This is a genomic window from Mycolicibacterium aichiense, assembly GCF_010726245.1.
GTDB lineage: Bacteria > Actinomycetota > Actinomycetes > Mycobacteriales > Mycobacteriaceae > Mycobacterium > Mycobacterium aichiense.
Map to the genome: position 1 here is coordinate 2,708,332 of NZ_AP022561.1, position 19,775 is coordinate 2,728,106.

At 65.8% G+C, this 19,775-nt stretch carries 17 protein-coding genes; 7 read left to right on the plus strand and 10 right to left on the minus strand.

The window, feature by feature from the left end:
• The first annotated feature begins 7 nt into the window (after positions 1-7).
• The 7 genes from G6N32_RS13105 to G6N32_RS13135 are packed head-to-tail and all read left to right on the plus strand — an operon-like array spanning position 8 to position 8,248.
• Entirely contained in the window at positions 8-1,195 is a 1,188-nt protein-coding gene (locus G6N32_RS13105) for an MCE family protein (protein ID WP_115319964.1), read from the plus strand.
• Positions 1,192-2,217, plus strand: a complete 1,026-nt coding sequence (locus tag G6N32_RS13110) for an MCE family protein (protein WP_115319965.1) — start codon at positions 1,192-1,194, stop codon at positions 2,215-2,217. Before G6N32_RS13105 ends, G6N32_RS13110 begins: the two co-directional genes overlap by 4 nt.
• Positions 2,217-3,314 carry an MCE family protein gene (locus tag G6N32_RS13115; protein ID WP_115319966.1) on the plus strand — a complete coding sequence of 366 codons (1,098 nt, stop codon included), beginning with the start codon at positions 2,217-2,219 and terminating at the stop codon, positions 3,312-3,314. Before G6N32_RS13110 ends, G6N32_RS13115 begins: the two co-directional genes overlap by 1 nt.
• Entirely contained in the window at positions 3,311-4,786 is a 1,476-nt protein-coding gene (locus G6N32_RS13120) for an MCE family protein (RefSeq protein ID WP_232077621.1), read from the plus strand. Before G6N32_RS13115 ends, G6N32_RS13120 begins: the two co-directional genes overlap by 4 nt.
• Positions 4,783-6,114, plus strand: coding sequence for an MCE family protein (locus G6N32_RS13125; protein WP_115319968.1), 1,332 nt, complete (start codon positions 4,783-4,785; stop codon positions 6,112-6,114). The genes G6N32_RS13120 and G6N32_RS13125 overlap by 4 nt, the downstream gene beginning before the upstream one ends.
• Entirely contained in the window at positions 6,114-7,709 is a 1,596-nt protein-coding gene (locus G6N32_RS13130; RefSeq protein WP_115319969.1) for an MCE family protein, read from the plus strand. Before G6N32_RS13125 ends, G6N32_RS13130 begins: the two co-directional genes overlap by 1 nt.
• A gap of 23 nt (positions 7,710-7,732) precedes the next feature.
• Positions 7,733-8,248, plus strand: a complete 516-nt coding sequence (locus G6N32_RS13135; protein WP_083123087.1) for an Rv2253/PknI dimerization domain-containing protein — start codon at positions 7,733-7,735, stop codon at positions 8,246-8,248.
• Here the strand turns inward: G6N32_RS13135 and G6N32_RS13140 are convergent.
• The 10 genes from G6N32_RS13140 to G6N32_RS13185 form a co-directional block, all read right to left on the minus strand.
• A complete protein-coding gene (locus G6N32_RS13140; protein ID WP_115319970.1) occupies positions 8,235-9,794 on the minus strand; it encodes an FAD-binding protein in 1,560 nt (519 codons plus the stop codon). The two genes, G6N32_RS13135 and G6N32_RS13140, sit on opposite strands and share 14 nt — an antisense overlap.
• Positions 9,795-9,879: 85 nt before the next feature.
• Positions 9,880-10,971: an ABC transporter ATP-binding protein gene (locus G6N32_RS13145; protein ID WP_115319971.1), complete on the minus strand. Its 1,092-nt coding sequence runs from the start codon at positions 10,969-10,971 to the stop codon at positions 9,880-9,882.
• Positions 10,972-10,973: 2 nt separating this feature from the next.
• Positions 10,974-11,879: a carbohydrate ABC transporter permease gene (locus G6N32_RS13150; RefSeq protein WP_232077622.1), complete on the minus strand. Its 906-nt coding sequence runs from the start codon at positions 11,877-11,879 to the stop codon at positions 10,974-10,976.
• Positions 11,876-12,766: a carbohydrate ABC transporter permease gene (locus tag G6N32_RS13155; RefSeq protein ID WP_115319972.1), complete on the minus strand. Its 891-nt coding sequence runs from the start codon at positions 12,764-12,766 to the stop codon at positions 11,876-11,878. Before G6N32_RS13155 ends, G6N32_RS13150 begins: the two co-directional genes overlap by 4 nt.
• A 7-nt stretch (positions 12,767-12,773) precedes the next feature.
• Positions 12,774-14,051 (minus strand): ABC transporter substrate-binding protein, encoded by a 1,278-nt coding sequence (locus tag G6N32_RS13160; protein WP_115319973.1) that lies wholly within the window; start codon positions 14,049-14,051, stop codon positions 12,774-12,776.
• A gap of 11 nt (positions 14,052-14,062) precedes the next feature.
• Complete coding sequence (melA, locus tag G6N32_RS13165; RefSeq protein ID WP_115319974.1) at positions 14,063-15,385, minus strand: alpha-glucosidase/alpha-galactosidase; 1,323 nt, start codon at positions 15,383-15,385, stop codon at positions 14,063-14,065.
• On the minus strand, positions 15,382-16,299 hold the full coding sequence (locus G6N32_RS13170) for a DMT family transporter (RefSeq protein ID WP_115319975.1): 918 nt from the start codon (positions 16,297-16,299) through the stop codon (positions 15,382-15,384). The genes melA and G6N32_RS13170 overlap by 4 nt, the downstream gene beginning before the upstream one ends.
• A gap of 7 nt (positions 16,300-16,306) precedes the next feature.
• On the minus strand, positions 16,307-17,284 hold the full coding sequence (locus G6N32_RS13175; protein WP_115319976.1) for an N-acetylglucosamine kinase: 978 nt from the start codon (positions 17,282-17,284) through the stop codon (positions 16,307-16,309).
• 3 nt (positions 17,285-17,287) lie between these two features.
• Positions 17,288-18,421, minus strand: a complete 1,134-nt coding sequence (locus G6N32_RS13180) for an SIS domain-containing protein (RefSeq protein ID WP_115319977.1) — start codon at positions 18,419-18,421, stop codon at positions 17,288-17,290.
• Complete coding sequence (locus tag G6N32_RS13185; RefSeq protein WP_232077623.1) at positions 18,418-19,740, minus strand: D-tagatose-bisphosphate aldolase, class II, non-catalytic subunit; 1,323 nt, start codon at positions 19,738-19,740, stop codon at positions 18,418-18,420. The genes G6N32_RS13180 and G6N32_RS13185 overlap by 4 nt, the downstream gene beginning before the upstream one ends.
• Between the last annotated feature and the right edge of the window lie 35 nt (positions 19,741-19,775).

Consider the following 19,775-nt stretch of genomic DNA (forward strand, 5'->3'; position numbering starts at 1 on the left):
AGCGGAGATGAAATCAGGTGCCGCGCGCCCGATCGCCGGTTTGGCGACCGTGGTGGTCATTGCCGCGATCATCGCGTTGGCCGTGGGGCTGTTCCAGGACAGCTTCACCAAAACTGTTCCGGTGACCGTGATCTCGGACCGTGCCGGCCTGGTGATGTATCCCGACGCCAAGGTCAAGCTCAACGGTGCGCAGGTCGGCAAGGTCGCCTCCATTGATTCACTGCCTGACGGCAAAGCGGCGTTGCACCTGGCGATCAACCCCGCGCGGGTCAACGACATCCCGGCCAACGTCAGCGCCGACATCACGTCCTCGACGGTGTTCGGCTCGAAGTTCGTCGAGCTGAACCCGCCGTCCGACCCGTCGGCGAAGTCCATCCAGGCCGGGCAGGTGATCGACGGCAAGCACGTCACCGTCGAGATCAACACCGTGTTCCAGCAGCTGGTTTCGGTGCTGTCCAAGATCGAGCCGACCAAGCTCAACCAGACGCTGGGGGCGATCTCCAAGTCGCTGGACGGGCGTGGTGACAAGTTCGGTCAGACCCTGGCCGACCTGGACACCGCGCTGGCCAAGATCAACCCCAGCCTGGACACGCTCAACCATGAATTGGCAGTCGCACCACAGGTGTTCGACGCCTACGGCGACGCCTCCGGTGACCTGCTCGACACCGTCAAGAACACGGCGAAGATCAGCGACACGATCGTCGACCAGGACCAGAACCTGGACGCTCTGCTGGTCAGCGCCATCGGCCTTGCCGACATCGGCACCGAGGTGCTCGGCGAAAACCGGGAAGCACTGACCAATGTGGTTCACCTGCTGGTTCCCACCACCGACCTGCTCAACAAGTACAGCCCTGCACTCACGTGCGGTATCGGTGGGTTGATCCCGCTGGCCACCGGACCGGGCCTGCCCCTGCCGGGAGCGGTTCTGTTGCAGTCGTTCTTCCTCGGCCGTGAGCGCTACCGGTACCCGGCCAACCTGCCGAAGGTCGCCGCGACCGGTGGCCCGCAATGTACCGACATGCCGAAGGTGCCGTTCGAGACCAGCCCGCCGTTCGTGGTCTCCGACATCGGAGCGAACCCGGCGCAGTACGGCAATCAGGGCATCCTGCTCAACTCCGATGGTCTCAAGCAGGCGCTGTTCGGCCCGCTCGACGGCCCGCCGCGTAACTCCGCACAGATCGGACAACCGGGATGACCGCGCTGTGGAAGACCATCGTCAAGGTCGGCGTGTTCGGCGTCGTGATGATCTTGCTGACGGCCGCCCTGTTCGCGATCTTCGGCCAGTATCGGACGGGGTCGGACAACTCCTACTCGGCGCTGTTCGCCGACGCCTCCAGCCTGAAGTCCGGGGATTCGGTGCGGGTGGCCGGGGTTCGCGTCGGCACCGTCACCGATGTTGCGCTGCAACCCGACAACAAGGTGGTTGTCGACTTCGACGCCGACCGCAAGATCGTGCTGACCTCCGCCACCAAGGCGACGGTGCGCTATCTCAACCTGGTCGGTGATCGTTACCTGGAGCTGGTGGACAGCCCGGGGTCGGCGAAGATCCAGCCGCCCGGCAGCCGGATACCGCTGGACCGTACCGAACCTGCGCTCGATCTCGACCTGCTCCTCGGTGGACTCAAGCCCGTTGTCCAGGGGCTTAACCCGAACGATGTCAATGCGTTGACCAACGCGCTGATTCAGATCCTGCAGGGCCAGGAAGGCAACCTCGACTCGCTGTTCTCCAAGACGCAGTCGTTCACCAGTTCGCTGGCCGACAACGGTCAGACGGTGCAGCAGCTGATCGACAACCTCAACACGGTGATCACCACGATCAGCAAGGACGGCGACAAGTTCTCCGGCGCTGTCGACAAGCTGCAGAACCTGGTGACCCAGCTTGCCAACGACAAGGACCCGATCGGTGAGTCGATCACCGCTCTGGACAACGGCACAGCATCACTGACCGATCTCCTCAACCAGGCTCGGACCCCGCTGGCCGGCACCGTCGACCAGCTCGGCCGTCTTGCTCCGCTGCTTGACCAGGACAAGGAACTGCTCGACATCTCGATCCAGAAGGCGCCGGCGAACTACCGGAAGGTGGTACGGCTCGGGTCGTACGGCAGCTGGATCAACCAGTACCTGTGTGGCTTGTCGCTGCGTGTCAGCGACCTGCAGGGCCGCACCGCCTACTTCCCCTGGATCATCCAACACACTGGAAGGTGCGCGGAGCCCTAATGCTCAAATATCGTGGATCCTCGCTGATCAGAGCCGGCTTCATCGGCCTGGCGCTGATCGTGCTCGTCATCACCATCGGGCTACAGCCCGAGCGGTTGGTGTCGCTTGCCACGTCGATCCGGCATCAGGCGCTGTTCACCGAAGCCGGCGGCCTGCAGGCCGGTAACGACGTCAAGGTGTCCGGCGTCAAGGTCGGCACGGTTTCGGATGTGTCTTTGCAGCACGGCAAGGCATTGGTGACGTTCATGGTCAAGGGTTCGGTTCGGCTCGGCGCCGACACCGAAGCCCATATCCGTACCGGAACGCTGCTCGGACAACGGATCCTGACCTTGGAGTCCAATGGCAAAGGATCGCTGCGGTCGTCCGATGTGATCCCCGTGTCGCGCACCGGGTCGCCGTACTCGCTGAGCCAGTCGCTGGAGGATTTCGCGGGCAACACCGCCGATACCGACACTGCGGCGGTCAATCAGTCGTTGGACACGCTGTCCGACACCCTCGATCGGATCAGCCCGCAGTTGGGACCGACCTTCGACGGCATCAGCAAGCTGTCGCGAATGATCAACGAGCGCAACGAGTCACTGGGCAACCTGCTCAAGAGCGCCGCCAATGTGACCGGGATCCTGTCGCAGCGCAGTGCGCAGGTGAACACCCTGCTGCTCAACGCCAACGACCTGATCGGCGTGCTCTCGCAACGCCGCTACGCGATCGCGAACCTGCTGGCCAGTACTTCCGCTCTGGCCAAGCAGCTCAGCGGACTCGTCGCCGACAACGAAAAGGATCTGGCACCCGCTTTGGAGAAGCTCAACTCCGTGACCGCCATGTTGGAGAAGAACAATGCCAACATCACGGCGGCGATGAAGGGCCTGGCCAAGTTCCAGCTGACGCAGGCCGAAGCGGTCAACGGCGGGTTCTACTACAACGCCTTCGTCGCCAACCTGAACCCGGCGCAAACCCTGCAGCCCTTCTTCGACTACGCGCTGGGCTTCCGGCGCGGCACCGATGCGGGGCAGCCTGCCGACAATGCTGGACCGCGCGCGGAGATCCCGTTCCCGTACAACGGAATACCGCAGCCCAATGAGCGATGGGGACAGCCATGAAGTCTCGCAGAGGAGTGACGATCGCCGTATCCGCGGTGCTCGCCGTATTGATCGTCGGCGGGATTGCGCTGCTGGTCCGCCAGGCGTTCTTCAAGCCCAATACGATCACCGCGTACTTCACCAGCGCCACCGCGATCTACCCCGGTGACGAGGTGCGGGTCGCCGGGGTCAAGGTCGGCAAGATCGAGTCGATCGACGCCCAGGGGACCAAGGCCAGATTCGTGTTGGCCGTCGACCGGGACGTGCCGATTCCGGCCAACGCCGAGGCGGTGATCGTCTCGCAGAACCTGGTCGGTGCTCGCTACATCCAGCTCACCCCGCCCTACGACGACAAAGGCCCGAAGATGACCGACGGGGCGGTGATCGGGCTGGACCGCACCGCGGTTCCGGTCGAGTGGGATCAGATCAAGACCGAGTTGATGCGCCTGGCCACCGATCTCGGCCCGAAGAGCGACGGGCAGCCGACATCCATCGGCCGCTTCATCGACAGCGCCGCCAATGCCCTGGACGGTAATGGGGAAAAGCTGCGGGACACCATCAAGCAGCTGTCCGGTGTCAGCAAGGTGCTTGCCGACGGCAGCGGCAACATCGTCGACACCATCAAGAACCTGCAGATCTTCGTGACGGCCTTGCGCGACAGCAACACTCAGATCGTCCAGTTCCAGGATCGGTTGGCATCGCTGACCAGCGTGGTGGACGGCAGCCGGTCCGACCTGGACGGCGCCCTGACAAATCTGTCCAGCGCGGTCGTCGACGTCCAGCGGTTCATCGCGGGTTCACGCAATCAGACCGCCGAGCAGATTCAGCGGCTGGGCAACGTGACCAAGAACCTCGCCGACAACAAGCTCGTCGTCGAGAACCTGTTACATGTGGCGCCGAACGCGATCGGCAACGCGTACAACATCTACAACCCCGACTCCCAAAGTGCGATGGGTGGATTCGCGCTGGCGAACTTCTCCAACCCCCTGCAGGTCATCTGCTCGGCCATCGGAGCTGTGCAGAATGCCACCGCTCCGGAGACCGGCAAGTTGTGCGCGCAGTACCTCGGCCCGGCGCTGCGGCTGCTCAACTTCAACTACCTGCCGTTCCCGTTCAACGCGTACCTCGGTAAGTCCACCAGCCCGGACAAGCTGATCTACAGCGACCCCGCGCTGGCACCTGGCGGCACCGGCGGGATCCCGCCGGGTTACGAGGTTCCGCCTGCGGTCTCGGCCTACACCGGCTACAACGGTGACGTTCCCGGCCCCGCCGGCTGGGGCGGCCCGCCGAACACCCATCAAGGCGCCTACGCGCCGAATGGTCTGCCCGCTGATCCGTCGCCTGCGCTGTTCCCCGGTGCACCGATCCCGCCCGGAGTGCCGGTCGGACCGGCGGCTCAACCGCCCTCGAACCTGCAGGGCATGCTGTTGCCCGCCGAAGCGGCGCCGCCTGCTCCGGCTCCGGCTGCCGCTGAAGGGAACCCGCCATCATGATCCGTCGCGGTTCGGTGCAGCGCCTGGCGGTCACCGCCTCGTGCATCGCGGTCACGGTGACCGGCTGTAGTTTCGGTGGTCTGAACTCCCTGCCGTTGCCGGGAACCGTCGGACACGGCAAGGGTGCGAACACCTACCACATCGAAATTGCCAATGTGGGTCAGCTGGAATCGAATTCGCCGGTCATGGTCGGTGATGTCGTGGTCGGCAGTGTCGGTGACATGACGGTCACCGACTGGCATGCCGATGTCGAGGTATCGGTCCAGCCCGGCGTCGTGATTCCGGCCAACGCGGTGGCCTCGGTGGGACAGACCAGCCTGTTGGGCTCCATGCACCTGGCGCTGAACCCCCCGCTGGGTCAGGCGCCGACCGGAGTCCTGCAGCCCGGCGCCACACTGGGCCTCAATCGTTCGTCGACGTACCCGTCGACCGAGCAGACCCTTTCGGCGCTGTCGGTGGTCGTCAACGGTGGTGGACTGGGCCAGATCGGCGACATCATCCACGAGTTCAGCGCCGCGCTGAACGGCAGAACCGACCAGATCCGGGACCTGCTCACGAGGCTCAACGATTTCGTCGGCCTGCTGGCCACCCAGCGCGACAGCATCAACGAGGCGGTGAATTCGCTGAACCGCCTGGCCGGTACGTTCGCTGCGCAGCAGGGAGTCCTCACCGACGCGCTGAACCGGATCCCGCCGGCGCTGGACGTGCTGATCAAGGAACGTCCCCGCATCACGACGGCGCTGGAGAAGTTCCGCGATTTCTCGAACCTGGCCACCGGTCTGGTCAACGACACGAAGGCCGATCTCGTGCGTAACCTGCAGAACCTGGAGCCCACGCTGAAGTCACTGGCCGATGTCGGACCGAAGCTGGACACGGCGCTGGCGTACCTGCCGACGTTCCCGTACACGCAGCAGGTCATCGACCGCGCGATCCGCGGCGACTATCTGAATCAGTTCATCATCTTCGACTTCACCGTTCCGCGGCTCAAGAAGACCCTGATGCTCGGTACTCGCTGGGGTGATGAGAACGCCAAACTCGTTCCCGCGCCTGGTGATCCGTGGTACGCGACCTATACCTACGATCCGTTGAATGCGCCGTTCAGCCCGGCGCCGCCCCCGACCCAGGTGGCCGACCTCTCACAGGAGTTCGGTCCCGGTCCGGCGCCGGTACCCGGGCAACCCGCTCAGCTGACCAATGCCACGCAACCCGCCCCGGGGACGGGTACCGGTCCGTTGCCAGGCCCGGCCACCGGTCCGTTGCCAGGCCCGGCCACCGGTCCCTTACCCGGCCCGGCTCCGGAAGCAGTGCCACAGGACGGGGGTAACTGATGCTGACGCGTTTCGTCCGCAATCAGCTGATCATCTTCACCATCGCGTCGGTGGTCGGGATCGCCGTCATGGTCATGGTGTACATGCAGGCGCCCACCTTGCTCGGCATCGGCCGCATCACGGTCAAGCTCGAGCTGCCGAGAACCGGTGGGCTGTACCAGTTCTCGAACGTGACCTACCGCGGCGTGCAGCTCGGCAAGGTCACCGAGGTGGTGCCGACCCGCTCCGGGGCGGTGGCCACCCTGTCGCTGGCCAGCAATCCGAAGGTGCCGACCGATCTCCAGGCCCGGGTGCTCAGTGTGTCTGCGGTCGGTGAGCAGTACGTGGATCTGGTGCCGCGCACCGACTCCGGACCGTTCCTCCAGGACGGCTCGGTGATTCCCGCCAAGAACGCGACCGTCCCGCAGGCCGTGGGCCCGGTGCTCGATCAGACGAACGAATTGCTCAAAAGCATTCCCACCAACCGGATCGCCAACCTGCTGGACAGCGCGTACCAGGGGCTCAACGGCGCCGGTGACGACCTCACCACGTTGAACGACTCCGCGTCCCGGCTGGCTGCCGATTTCAACGCGACCGCCGATCAGACCCGCGCCCTGGTGGAGGACAGCCGCCCGCTGCTCGACGGCCAGCTTGCCTCCACCGATGCGATCCGCACCTGGGCGCACAGCCTGGCCGGCATCACCGGCCAGCTGAACACCAACGATCCGCAGTGGCGCAGCATTCTGGCCAACGGGCCCGGAGCGGCCGACGAGGCCTCCGCATTGTTCAACCAGGTGAAGCCGACGCTACCGATCCTGCTGGCGAGTCTGTCGACGGTGGGACAGGTCGGCGTGACGTACAACAAGAGCCTGGAACAACTTCTGGTGCTGTTGCCGCCGTACATCGGATCGATCCAGGCGGTCGGCTCGCCGCTGAACAACCCGACGGGCATGACGCTGGGTGACTTCACCCTGACGATCAGCGACCCGCCCGCCTGCACGGTGGGCTTCCTGCCGCCGTCGCAATGGCGTTCACCGGAGGACACCTCCACCATCGACACTCCGGACGGCCTGTACTGCAAGCTGCCGCAGGACTCGCCGATCGCGGTCCGCGGCGCGCGCAACTATCCGTGCCAGGCCGAGCCCGGTAAGCGGGCACCGACGGTGGAGATCTGCGACAGCGACAAGCCTTTCGAGCCGTTGGCCATGCGCCAGCATGCGACCGGACCCAACCCGATCGATCCCAACCTGATCGCGCAGGGAATCCCGCCTGACGACCGCACGACGTTCCAGAACAACATTTATGGGCCGCTCCAGGGCACTCCGATGCCGCCGGGTCCGGTTCCGGCACCTGCCGGCACGCCGATACCTCCTGTCCCGGACACGTTGGCGCCCAAGGGTGTTCCGGACATCGCGCCGACCGACCAGGGCGGCGGACCGGCGGTTGCGCCCAGCGCCTTCACACCGGGTTCGGCCGGCGGCCCGTCGGTGGCCATCGCCACCTACGACCCGGCCACCGGGCATTACGCCACGCCCGACGGTCACGTGGGCCAGCAGACCAATCTGGCGAAGGTGAACGGGGATATGTCGTGGAAGGATCTGCTGCCGACGACATGACCACAGATCAGGGGAGAGGCCACATGCGTAAGTCACGAACGCTGATCGGCGTCACGGCGCTGACCGCCGCGGTGCTCGGCGGCCTCCTGAATCCGGCTGCCGCGAACGCCAATGAAAAGTGGGCGCTCAACGGCACATTCCAGGCGACGTCCAACGGTGAATGGGCGACCACCAATGACGTGTTCCACGATGAGCGCAGCATCCGCAGCATCTGGACGATCAACTCGACATGCAGCTATCCCACCGAATGCACCGGCACGGTGAGCAGCGACGCCGGGTGGACGGCTCCGATCTATCAGACCGGCGGAGACTGGCGGGTCAAGCGGGTCATCGAGGACTGGATGCCATGCCAGGACGGCACCAGCGCGCCGGGCTTACAGGTGATCCGATTCCACGGGTCCACCCCGGGTGGTGATCAGACCGACCCCACCTCCAACATGCTGGTGGGTCAGGACTCGACCACGGGTCAGCCGGGTGCCTGCGGGCGCAGCCTCGCGCTGTTCATCAACATGCCGTTCAAGTTGATCAAGCTGACCTGACGTCGCCGGCCATGTCGAGTGCGGCCACATAGCTGAACAACATCGACGCGCCGATCGGGTTCCCGCCGCCGGGATAGGTGGTTCCGCTGACCGCGGCCATGGTGTTGCCTGCCGCGTACAGCCCCGGGATCGGCCGGCCGGACTCGTCGAGCACCCGGGCCCTGGTATCGGTACGCAGCCCGCCCTTGGTCCCGAGATCGGACAGTCCGAATGCCGCCGCGTGGAACGGAGGTGTGTCGATCGCGACCATGGGTGATTCGCCCCCGGAGAACGCCCGGTCATACGCCTCGTCGCCGCGTCCGAAGTCGGTGTCGGCACCCGCAGCGACCATCGCGTTGTACCGGGTGACCGTCTTGTCCAGCGCGTCGGCGGGGACCCCGATCAGCTCGGCCAGTTCGGCCAGAGTGTCTGCGCTGCGCCATAATCCGGCATCCCGATAGCTCTCGGTGTCCACCATCGAGACGTTGGTCGCTTTCACCGGCGGGACCTCGCCCTCGCGGTTGTCGTAAATCATCCAGAACGGGACGTCCAGGCGGCCGGCCTGCATCTCGGTGATGATCTGCCTGCCGATCCGGTCGTAGGCCGCGGACTCGTTGACGAACCGCTGCCCTGCTTGATTGACGAAAATGCCGCCGGTGAACCACAACGCGAATGCCGACCGGCCGTCGGGATGGGTCAGCCCCGGCGACCACCACGCCTGGTCCATCAGATCGGTGGCCGCGCCGATCCGCATCGCGGCCTGCAATGCCGCACCGGTACTGCCGGGGCCGCCCATGGTGTCGCGGGCCTCGCCGGGCACGCGAAAGGTCCGTCGTAACTCGGGATTGTGCTCGAATCCGCCTGCGGCCAAGAGGACTCCGCGCCGGGCGCGAATCCGGACCGGGCTGCCGTCGCGCTGCACCACCGCCCCGACCACCCGACCCTCGTCGGTGATGAGATCGGTCAGCTGGGTGTTGCGATAGAGCGCCGCGTCGGGATAGCCGGCCAGCGCCGCGAGGAACCGGCCGATCAGCGCCCGTCCGCCGAAGAGTTTGTCCGGAGCCGGCGCGCCGAGCCGGTCGTGGTCGAGCGGCCCGCGCACGGAACCGGCGTAGGGGCCGAGCTTCTCGCCGCGGATGGGAGCCGCCACGATGTGCCGTAAGCCGTCGCTGCGGGAGTCGGGCACCGACCCGTAGTAGTCCGGCCAGGGCAGCACGCTGAACACGAAGTTCTCGTCGGCTTCCAGGTATTCGATGAGACCGGGTCCGCGGCGGATGTAGGTCTCCTGCAGGTCCCGTGGGGTGCGGTCACCGATCACGCTGTGGAAGTAGTTCAGCGCCTTCTCGATCGTGTCATCGCTTCCCGCGCGCTGCAGGACCGGGTTGCACGGGAACCACATGCCGCCGCCGCCGGAATACGCTGTGGTGCCGCCGAACTTGTCGGTTGCCTCGACCAGCGCCACTGACAAGCCCTCGCGGGCCGCGGTGTAGGCGCCGGTGACACCGCCGCCGGACCCGGCCACGATGACGTCGACGGTCTCGTCGAACGGGGTGTCCTGCACAGTCATCGGCCTCCCTTTGTCGCTGGCACCCACTGTGATCGGTGCCCGTGCGGGAAGCAAGAACCACTCCCGGTGAGCGGGGTGGCCGCGTTCAGAGCGCGATGTGCTCGCGATTGCGGCGGGCGGAGCCCGTGTCGGCGTCGAAGAAGTACGTCCGCTCCGGCGGCATCTCAAGGCCGATGCGGGTGCCGGCAGGCAGGTCGGTGCCGGCTGGTGCGTGGACGATGACCCGCGCGCTGTCCGCGCCGCTGGTATCGACCAGTGCGGTCACCAACACATGGCTGCCCAGCGGCTCGACGAAGTCGACCCGCGCTGGCAGCAGCCCCTCGGTGTAGCCGGCGTGAAGCTGCAGGTGTTCCGGACGAACCCCGACCGTCACCGGACCGTCCGGTGTCGAGACCGCTGTCACGGCGGTCTCGGCGAGGTGCAGCACGCCCGAGCGGACCTCGCCCGCAATGAGGTTCATCGGGGGACTGCCCATGAACGCGGCGACGAAGGTGTTGGCCGGGCGGTTGTAGATCTCGTCGGGTGTGCCGATCTGCTGGATCGAGCCGCCGGACATCACACACAGCCGGTCGCCGAGCGTCATCGCCTCGACCTGATCGTGCGTGACGTAGATCGAGGTGACCGGAAGTTCGCGGTGCAATCGCTTCAGATCCCCGCGGACCTGATTGCGCAATTTGGCATCGAGATTCGACAGCGGTTCGTCGAGCAGGAACGCCTGCGGCTGACGGACCAGTGCGCGACCCATCGCGACTCGCTGGCGCTGGCCGCCGGAGAGCTGACCGGGCTTGCGGTCCAACAGCATGTCGATCTCGAGCAGGGCGGCAGTCTCCCGGACTCGCCGTTCGATCTCGGCGCGTGGTGTCTTGCGCTGCGCAAGGCCGTAGGCCAGATTGCGGTAGACCGTCATATGCGGGTACAGCGCGTAATTCTGGAACACCATCGCGATGTCACGCTCACCGGGCGCCAGGCCGGTAACGGTGCGGTCGCCGATCCTGATCTCACCGGATGTCGGCTTGTCAAGCCCGGCAAGCAGTCTCAACGCCGTGCTCTTGCCGCACCCCGACGGCCCGACCAGGATGAGGAACTCCCCGTCGGCAACCGTCAGGTTGAAATCCTTCAGAGCGACCACGCCACCGGCGTAACGCCTTGTCACGTCCCGGAACTCGACTTCTGCCATGCTCAGCCCTTCAATCCCTGGCTCGCGACCGACTGCACGAAATAGCGTTGCGCTCCGACGAATACCAGCAGCATCGGCAACAGGCTCATCACATTGGCCGCCATCAGCAGCGGCCATTTGACGTGGTGGGCGCCCTGGAAGTAGCTCAGCCCCAGCGGGATCGTCATCTGATCCTGCGATGTGATGACGATCAGCGGCCACAGGAAGTCGTTCCACGATGTGAGCACGGTCAACGCTGCCAACGTCGACAGCGCGGGCAATGACAGCGGGAGGATGATCTTCACCAGCACGCCGATTCGGGAGGTCCCGTCGACCCGCGCGGCTTCCTCCAGTTCGACGGGAACGGTCATGAAGAACTGACGCAGGAAGAAGATGCCGAACGCCGTCGCCAGATTCGGCAGCATCAGTGCACCGATGTGATCGATACCCATACCCGCCCACACGTTGTCGCCGAACCACTTGACGATCAGGAAGACCGGGATCATCGTCACCTGGAACGGCACCATCAGCGTCGCCATCAGCGTCACGAAAAGCGCTCCGCGACCGAGGAATCGGATGCGCGCGAACGCGTATCCCGCCAGGCTGCACACCACGAGGTTGCTCACCAACACCACACCGGTCACCGCCGCGCTGTTGAGCAAGAAGTGCCCGAACGGCGCCGCGGCCCACGCCTCGGAGTAGTTCGAGAACTGTGGACTCTCCGGAAACAGCACCGGCGGGAAGCGATTGGCCTCGCCTTCGGTCTCCAGCGACGTGACCAGCATCCACAGCAACGGCACCAACAGAAGGAACGTCAACGGGATCAGGACCAGATGCCACGGGCTGAACGGCAGCCGCCATCGCGACGTCCGGTCGGGCTCGACCGCGTCGACCTCGGCGACACTGCGGGGGGTGAGAAGGCCGGTCATGAGTGCACATACCTTCGGGCCAGCCGGAACTGAACCGCTGTGACGATCAGGATGACGACGAACAGCGCGTAGGCCATCGCGGCGGCGTAGCCGGCGTCGAACTGGACGAAAGCCCGGTCCCACAAGTAGTAGACGATCACCGTGGTGGCCCGCAGCGGACCGCCGCGAGTCGTCACATAGACCTCGTCGAAGAGCTGCAGGGCGTTGATCGTCAGCCATACGAGGAGAAAGAGGTTCGCCGGACCGAGCAACGGCACCGTGATGGTGCGGAACCGGGTGAACGCCGACGCGCCGTCGATCGCGGCGGCCTCGTGCAGCTCTGCTGGAACACCCTGCAGCGCAGCCAGATACACGATCACCGAGAAACCCGTCCAGCCCCAGATCGTCATCGCCACGATCACGTAGAGCGCCTGCGACGGGGACGCCAGGAACGGTTGTGAGGAGACACCCACCGCGTTCAGCGCAGCGTTCACCAGACCGTAGTCACGGTCGGTCAGCCACAGGAAGATGATGCCCTGCGAGATCGTCGACACCGCCATCGTGATGTAGGCCGCGGTCCGGTACACCGAGATGAACCGCACCGAGCGGTTCAGCGCCGCGGCGACGAACAACCCCACCAGCATCGTGCCGGGCACGAACAGCGCCGTGTAGATGATGGTGTGCTTGATCGCATCGAGGAAGACGGGGTCGTCGGCCAGCTTCTTGTAGTTGTCGAATCCCACCCAGGGCGTCTCGGCGCTGAGCAGATCGGACTTCTGGAACGACAACTGCAGCGACATCAGCACCGGGAGCAGCCCGAAGATCCCGATGAGGATCGCGGCCGGGCTGACCAGCGCCCACCCTGACACGGTGTCCGTGCGGCTCAGTCGCCGAAGCAGTGCAGGCATAGGCTCCCTACTTCTCGGCCAGCTTCGCGTCGGCGGCCTGGGCGGCGGAGTCCAGTGCGGCCTTGGGCTGCTCTGTGCCGAGCATGACAGACATGACCGCCTGACCGAGCGCTTCCGACACCGCCGGGTACTGCTCGACCTGGGGCCGCACCATGTGCACGTTCTTCAGGTTCTCGACGAACGCCGCGGTGCCCGGGACGTTCTTGTCGAGTTCGGCGAGCACGGACTTGTCGTCACCGACCGAGGCGCGGATCGGCAGGTCGCCGGTGCCCAACGAGAACTTCTTGACCTGTTCGGGTGCCGATAGCCACTTCACGAAGTCGATGGCGGCCTGCTTGCGCTTGTCGCCGTTGTTGAACACCACCCAGTTGTCGGGTCCGGCGATGGTCTGGTGTCCGCCGGCCGATCCGGGATAGCTGGGCATCACCTGGACGCCATAGTCGATGTCCGACAGCGAGGACAGGTCCCACGGGCCGGTGACCAGCATCCCGATCTTGCCGCTGTTCATCAGCTTGGGGCCGTTCTCGTTGGTGGTGTCCAGGTACAGCGACTTGTCAGTCACCGCCATCTGCTGCAGCGTCGTCAGCGCCCGTACACCGGCATCGGAGTTGAAGACGGCCTTGGTGTTGTCGGCGTTGAGGATGTCCCCGCCGGCTTCCCACAGCATCGGAATGTAGTGCCACACCGTGTCTTCGCTGCCGTCGGCAGGGATCAGCCAACCGAACTGGCCCTTGGCGGGGTCGGTGAGCTTGGCCGCCGCCGCGCGGAAATCGTCCCAGGTCCACTCCGGGGTCGGCGGTGCCACGCCGGCGTCGGCGAACAGCTTCTTGTTGTAGACGATCGCCAGGTTGTCCACCAGTGCGGGCACGCCGACGACCTTGTCGCCCACGGTCGCCGCCTTGCGCTCGGCCTCGTAGAAGTCGTCCCACTTCCAGTCCGGTTTCTTGACTTCGTCGGCCATGTCGACCAGCGACGGAATCTTCGCGATGTTGGGCGACCACGAGCCGAACATGTACGCCACATCCGGTGCGCTGTTGCCGCGAACCGCGGTCAGAACCTTTTGCAGCACAAGGTCGTTCTTGGAGTACAGCTCGGACACCTTGACGTCCGGATGCTCCTTGTTGTACTGGTCGACCAGGTTCTTGAACACCTCGCCCTCGGTGTCCTGATAGCCGTGCCACACCGCGATCTCGGTGGGGCCCGACGACCCGCCTCCGCCGCCGCACCCGGCGAGAACGACGGTGAGGACGGCGGCCAGAGCAATGCACAACCTACGTCGAATCACGGTGACACTCCTTAGTTGGCGAGATCTCGGGCGGATCGGGAACGCAGCGGCGCGGGTAGCAGGTCGCCGTGCGCGTCGGTCAGTTCGTCGCACAGCGCCCAGATCTGATCGACGGTCAGTGTCGCTGCGGTGTTCGGGTCGACCATCGCCGCGGCCCGCACCAGCCGCGGATCGCCGTCGACGGCCGCGCGCACCGTGAGATCGACCGGCCCGAGGAAACTCCGGTTGAGCGCCGCGCACTGTGGCGGGAGGTCGCCCACCTTCATCGGATGTGCCCCGAGGGAGTCGAGCAGTGTCGGCACCTCGACCGCCAGCCCGTCGGGCAGGTTGGTGATCAGCCCGTCGTTGATGACGTTGGCGGATATGACCCGCGGCGTGCCGGTCTCCAGGGAATGGATCACCTGCGGTGCGTACTCCGTGGAGCCGGTGTCGATGGGCAATGTCGGGGAGTCGGCCAATTCGGCTCGTACCCGGGCATATTCGGCGAGGTTTGCCTCACTGATCGACACGTACTCGCCGACGTTGATGCGCAACCGTTCGATCTCGGCGTCATCGTGCAGATACCAGCCGACGTACTCGCTGCTGTGCTCACTGGTCTCGGTGGGGTAGTAGCCCAGTCGGCGGTACATGTCGACCCGGACCCGTCGGCGCAACTCCGGGTCGCCTGCGATGCGTTCGTCCAGCAAGGGATAGAGGTTCTGGCCGCCGCGTTCCCACCGCAGTACCCAAGCCTGGTGGTTCACTCCGGCCGACCAGTACGCCACCTCGTCGTAGGGCACGTCGATGAGCTCACACAGTCCGACCATCGTCCAGTACACGGAATGGCACAGCCCAAGCACTTTCAGCTTGGGCGCGACAGCATGCAGGAACGAGACGTTCATCGCCATCGGGTTGGTGTAGTTCAGCAACCAGGCGTCGGGGCACACCTGCGCCATGTCGCGTGCGATTTCGGCAAGCACCGGGAAGGTGCGCAGGCCGCGGAAGATGCCGCCGACGCCGATCGTGTCCCCGATGGTCTGCTTCAGCCCGTAGCGCGCCGGGATTTCGAAGTCCCGCACCGTGGCCTCGTGCATCCCGACGGCGATGACGTTGATGACGTAGTCGGCGCCGTCGAGCGCGCGGCGGCGGTCCAAAGTGGCCACGATCTCGGGCTCGGCGCCGGCGGCCAGCGCGGTCGCGCGAGCGATCGCCTGCGCCGTCTCGAGCCGCTGCGCATCGATGTCGTGCAACACCACCCGCGTCGAGCCCAGCTCGGCGAATGACAGGATGTCGCCGAGGAGTTCGCGGGTGAACTCGACGCTGCCCGCGCCGATGATTACGACCGTGGGTTTCATCGCACCGCCTCGGTGACGGACTCGCCGCGCTTCTCGTCGGCGTACACCATCAGCGTCGAGCCGACGAGCGCCAGCACAATGCCGATCGCACCGTACGGCGTCGGCAGGGTCTGATAGGCGATGAGCGAGATGATCACGGTGAGCGCCGGTGCGAGCGCGTTCGTCGTCGGCGCCACGATCGACGCCTTGCCGCGGGCCAGCGCCATCACGAGGAAGAGCGCGCCGATCGCGTTCAAAATCTGGGTGCCGGCCGCCAGCGCGGGCGCTTGCCAGGGGAAGTCGGTGGGTATGCCGCCGAGCGAGATCAGCGCTACCGGGATCAGAGCCAGGCCGCTGATCGTCATCCACCCGAATGTGGTGGCCTCGTTGATCCCGACCGTTGCGGACTTGCGCATGAAGTACGCCTGCACGCCCCACGCCACGCAGATCAGGATGGACAGCAACAGCCACGGGCCTGACGAGCCTTCGTTGTCGCCGCCGGTGACGGTGAACAACACGATCGCCGCGAGCGCGAAGACCAGACCTACGACGGCCAGCGGTGAGATGCGTTCGCGCAGAAGCACCATCGCCATGATCACCGTGATGGCCGGTGAGATCGACACGATCGGGAAGATCAGATAGGCCGGGCCCATCGTCAGCGCCTGGAACAGGATCAGCTGGCCCCCTGCGCCGGTGAGGCCGATCAGCAGGCCGTAGATGGTCGCGGCCGGGCGGCGATCCCACTTCTGCCCGCGCAGTGCGACGGCTGCCGGAATGATCATCGTCAGCGCCCAGATGCTGTAGATCATCTCGTCGGGGTAGCCGTATTTCGACGACGGCAGGGCCGAGAATGCACCCCACACGCCCCAGAACAGGATGAGCAGGGCGGCGTAGAAGATCCAGCTGCGGGTCCGTGGTGCGGTGGTCGTGGTCATGGTGAGGTCACCTTGTCGGGTTGTGGTCGGAAAGGTGTTGCACAGCAGCCGGACTCAGCGGATGGCCGCTGTGCTTGGCGGCGTAGAGCGCACCGCCCACTGCCGGGTCGAGCCGGGGAGTCTGCAGGTCATACGTGGCTGAGGAGGCCTGTAAAGCGTCGACGAACTGGTTCAGGAAGCCGCTGTTGGAGAACATCCCGCCCGAATAGGACACCGGCACGGTGTCGGCATCGGTGAATCCGATCAGCGTCCGGGTCGTCTCGATCAGGGTGACCAACTCGCCGACCGCCGCGGACAGGATGCGGGCACACGGCTCGTCTCCTGCTTCGGCGGCCTCGCAGACCGTCGTCGCCAAGGCGGCGATCTTGCTGCGGTTGCCCTTCCACGTGTCGATGACCAGGCTGACGACGTCGAGATCGCCGCTGACCTCCAGACGCTTCTTCATCAGAGCGTGCAGCCGGTCTTTCGGCAGCCTGCCGTCACTCATCCGGGAGAAGGCGTTGAGTCCCTGTGCGGCAATCCAATACGCTGACCCTTCGTCGCCGAAGAGTTCGCCCCAGCCACCGACGCGATGGCCGACGCCCTGGCGTTCGCCGTAGGTCATCGAGCCCGTGCCGCTGATGACGTTGATCCCGTCCTCGCCGGCCAGCGAGCCGGCCCAGCCGCAGACCATGTCGTTGTCGCAGCTGTAGCGGTCGTGGCCCAGCACGCCGGCGGGTACCGCGTCCAGGGCTTCGATGTCGCCGCTCGCCTCGCCGTACCCGGGCAGTCCGAAGAAGGCGGCATCGATGTCGGCGGGCGTGATTCCGGCCTGGGTACAGATGTCCGTAACGCCCTGCGCGAGCGACTTTTCGACGATGTCGAAGCCGTCGTTGAAGTAGTAGGACGTGGGAGCCGTTGCGCGGGCGATGATGTGGCCGGTGTCGTCGACGAGCGCCAGCGCGGTCTTCGAACCGCCGCCGTCGACCCCCAGATAACGTGCCATCGTCTACCGTCCGTTCCTGGTCATCGGATAGATCGTGACGCCCCGCACGACGCGGCTGACCTCGCCGGAGGGAAACGGGTTGTCCGGTGTCTTGCCGTGCTCCAGCGCGGTGAACAGTGCGAGGTACTGCGCGAACACCACATACGCCAGTGCGACCAGCGCGTCGTCCAGACCGTCGAGGCCTGGGAGCACGACAGCATCGCCGTACTCCTCGGGCAGCGGGACAGTGCTGATCACCGCGACCGCGTCATCGCCGAGTTGGGCGCGAATCTCGGCGATGATGTCGAGGTCGTAGCGGTGGGTGTATGGGTCGGTGGCGGCATAGACGACGACGAGCGTGTCACCGTCGAGCACGGACTTCGGCCCGTGCCGGAAACCCAGCGGGGAGTCGAAGTAGGTATCGACCTCACCGGCGGTCAGCTCGAGCATCTTCAGCGCGGACTCCTGCGCGAGCCCCTCGAGCGCTCCGCTGCCCAGGTAGACCAGCCGCCTCTTCTTGGTCCTGGCCAGCGTCGCGATGTCGCTCTGTAGACCCGCGACGTGTTCGGCTGCGGCGGCCAGCGCCTCACCGTGCTCGGCGGTGGCCGGGCCGAGAAGCCGCAGACACGTCAACAGCATCGAGGTCAGGCTCGAGGTCATCGCAAAACCGGTGTCATTGGCACGCTCGGGCATGCAGACCACGGCGGAGTTCGCCCGGCCGGTGTGCGCCTTCGCCAGCGCACCGCCGGCGTCGCAGGTGAGGACGAGATGCCAGACATCATCGATCAGCTCGTCGGCCAGCGCGGTGGTGGCCAGGCTCTCCGGGCTGTTGCCGGAACGGCCGAACGACACCATCAGCGTGGGGACATGCCGCTCGAGGTGATCGAGCGGGTTGCTGACGATGCTCGTCGTGGCGATCGCTTCGACGCGGCGTCCGAGGTGCCGGCGCAGCGCGGCCGCTGCCATGTCGCCGATGAACGCGGAGCTGCCCGCGCCGGTCAGGATGACCCGGATGTCGGGCCGCTCGATGATCGCGCGCAGAAACTCAGTGGTCGCGGGCTCGTTGCGACGGGCAACCTCGCGCCACACGCCGGGCTGCTGGCCGATCTCGAGAATCGTTGCGCCGCCGTCCTCTTGAGCGGGCGTGGAACTGGTCATCGATGGTCTCCGGTGGTGTTGTTCTCAGTGAGGCAGGCACGCGCATAGGGCCGCATGGCATCTCGAACCCTGTCGATCACCAAGGCGTTTGCGCTCAGGTCCAGTGCGCCGGCGCGGACGCGGTCGTACTGATGGGGGAGGAATTGGCTGACGAGGGGCAGCGGGATGCCGACCCGGTCGAGGTTGTCCAGGAGGTGTCGGCGCGCGGCGTCGACCTCGTCGTCGGCCCAGTAGTACCGCAAGCGGTCGCTGTAGCTGTACCGCCGGGCCGTCTGCTGGGTCTGGGGATCCCCGTCGTAATAGGCCTGCCAGTACCCGGGATTGGCGAGCATGCGTCGTTCGACGACCTCGATCAGGTCGGACCGGGTATCCCGCAGCAGTTGGTTCTCGATGTGGGCGAGTCCGAAGAGTGCCTCCCGCATCGCGAAGGTCAGTCCGGGGCCGACTTTGAGCACGGCCCAATGGTCTTCGACGAGCTCGCGTAATTGTGCGGGTCGCTGATAGTCGGTGGAATGCGCCTCGAACACCAGGTGTGGTTCTACGTCGAGAACGCGCCGTAGCTCCGCGGTGGCGTTGCGCCGGTAGTCGATGACCTGAAGATGGTCGAATTCCACGCCGGGCTGGACCACCAGAGCCATGACGCGAGGCCACACGTGGTCCAGCCCCGACCGGGCGAATGCGGCGCGATGTGCGTCGATGGTCCGCTGCGCGCGGTCCGCGGGTGTGGGGGTCAGGACGCCGAGCGTCTCGTGGGCCCCGCCGGGAACCGGCACCTCGGTGCCGATGACGTACATCGGAAGGCCGGCGCCGCTGCGCTGCGCGGATTGTTCGGCGACGTGCAGTAGGCGTGCGGTGCGCTGCGCCACGGTCTCGTCATCGAGGACGGCCGGGTCGTCGGCACAGGACATCGAGCAGTCGAGGTGAATCTTGGCGTAGCCGGCCTCGACGTACGCGGCGATCAGGGCGTCGGCCTTTTCCATTGCCGCGTCGGCGGTTTCGCCCTGCCAGCGGTTCGGGCCAAGATGGTCGCCGCCGAGCACGACCCGGCTGCGCGGGAATCCGCATCGGTCGGCGATGCCGAGGACGAGGTCGCGGAAGTCGGCCGGGCGCATTCCGGTGTAGCCGCCGAACTGGTCGACCTGGTTGGAGGTGGCTTCGATGAGCACCGGAACGCCGTCGTCGGCGGCCTGCATGATCGCCGCCTCGACCACCGTGGGGTGCGCCGAGCAGACCGAGTAGACGCCGACCGCATGGCCGGACTTGTGTCTGCGGATCGTGTCGGCGAGCCAGCTCATCCGCTCCCCGGACATTTGCAACATTGCTCGATCATGGGAAGCTCGCTCAGAGTGCGCAA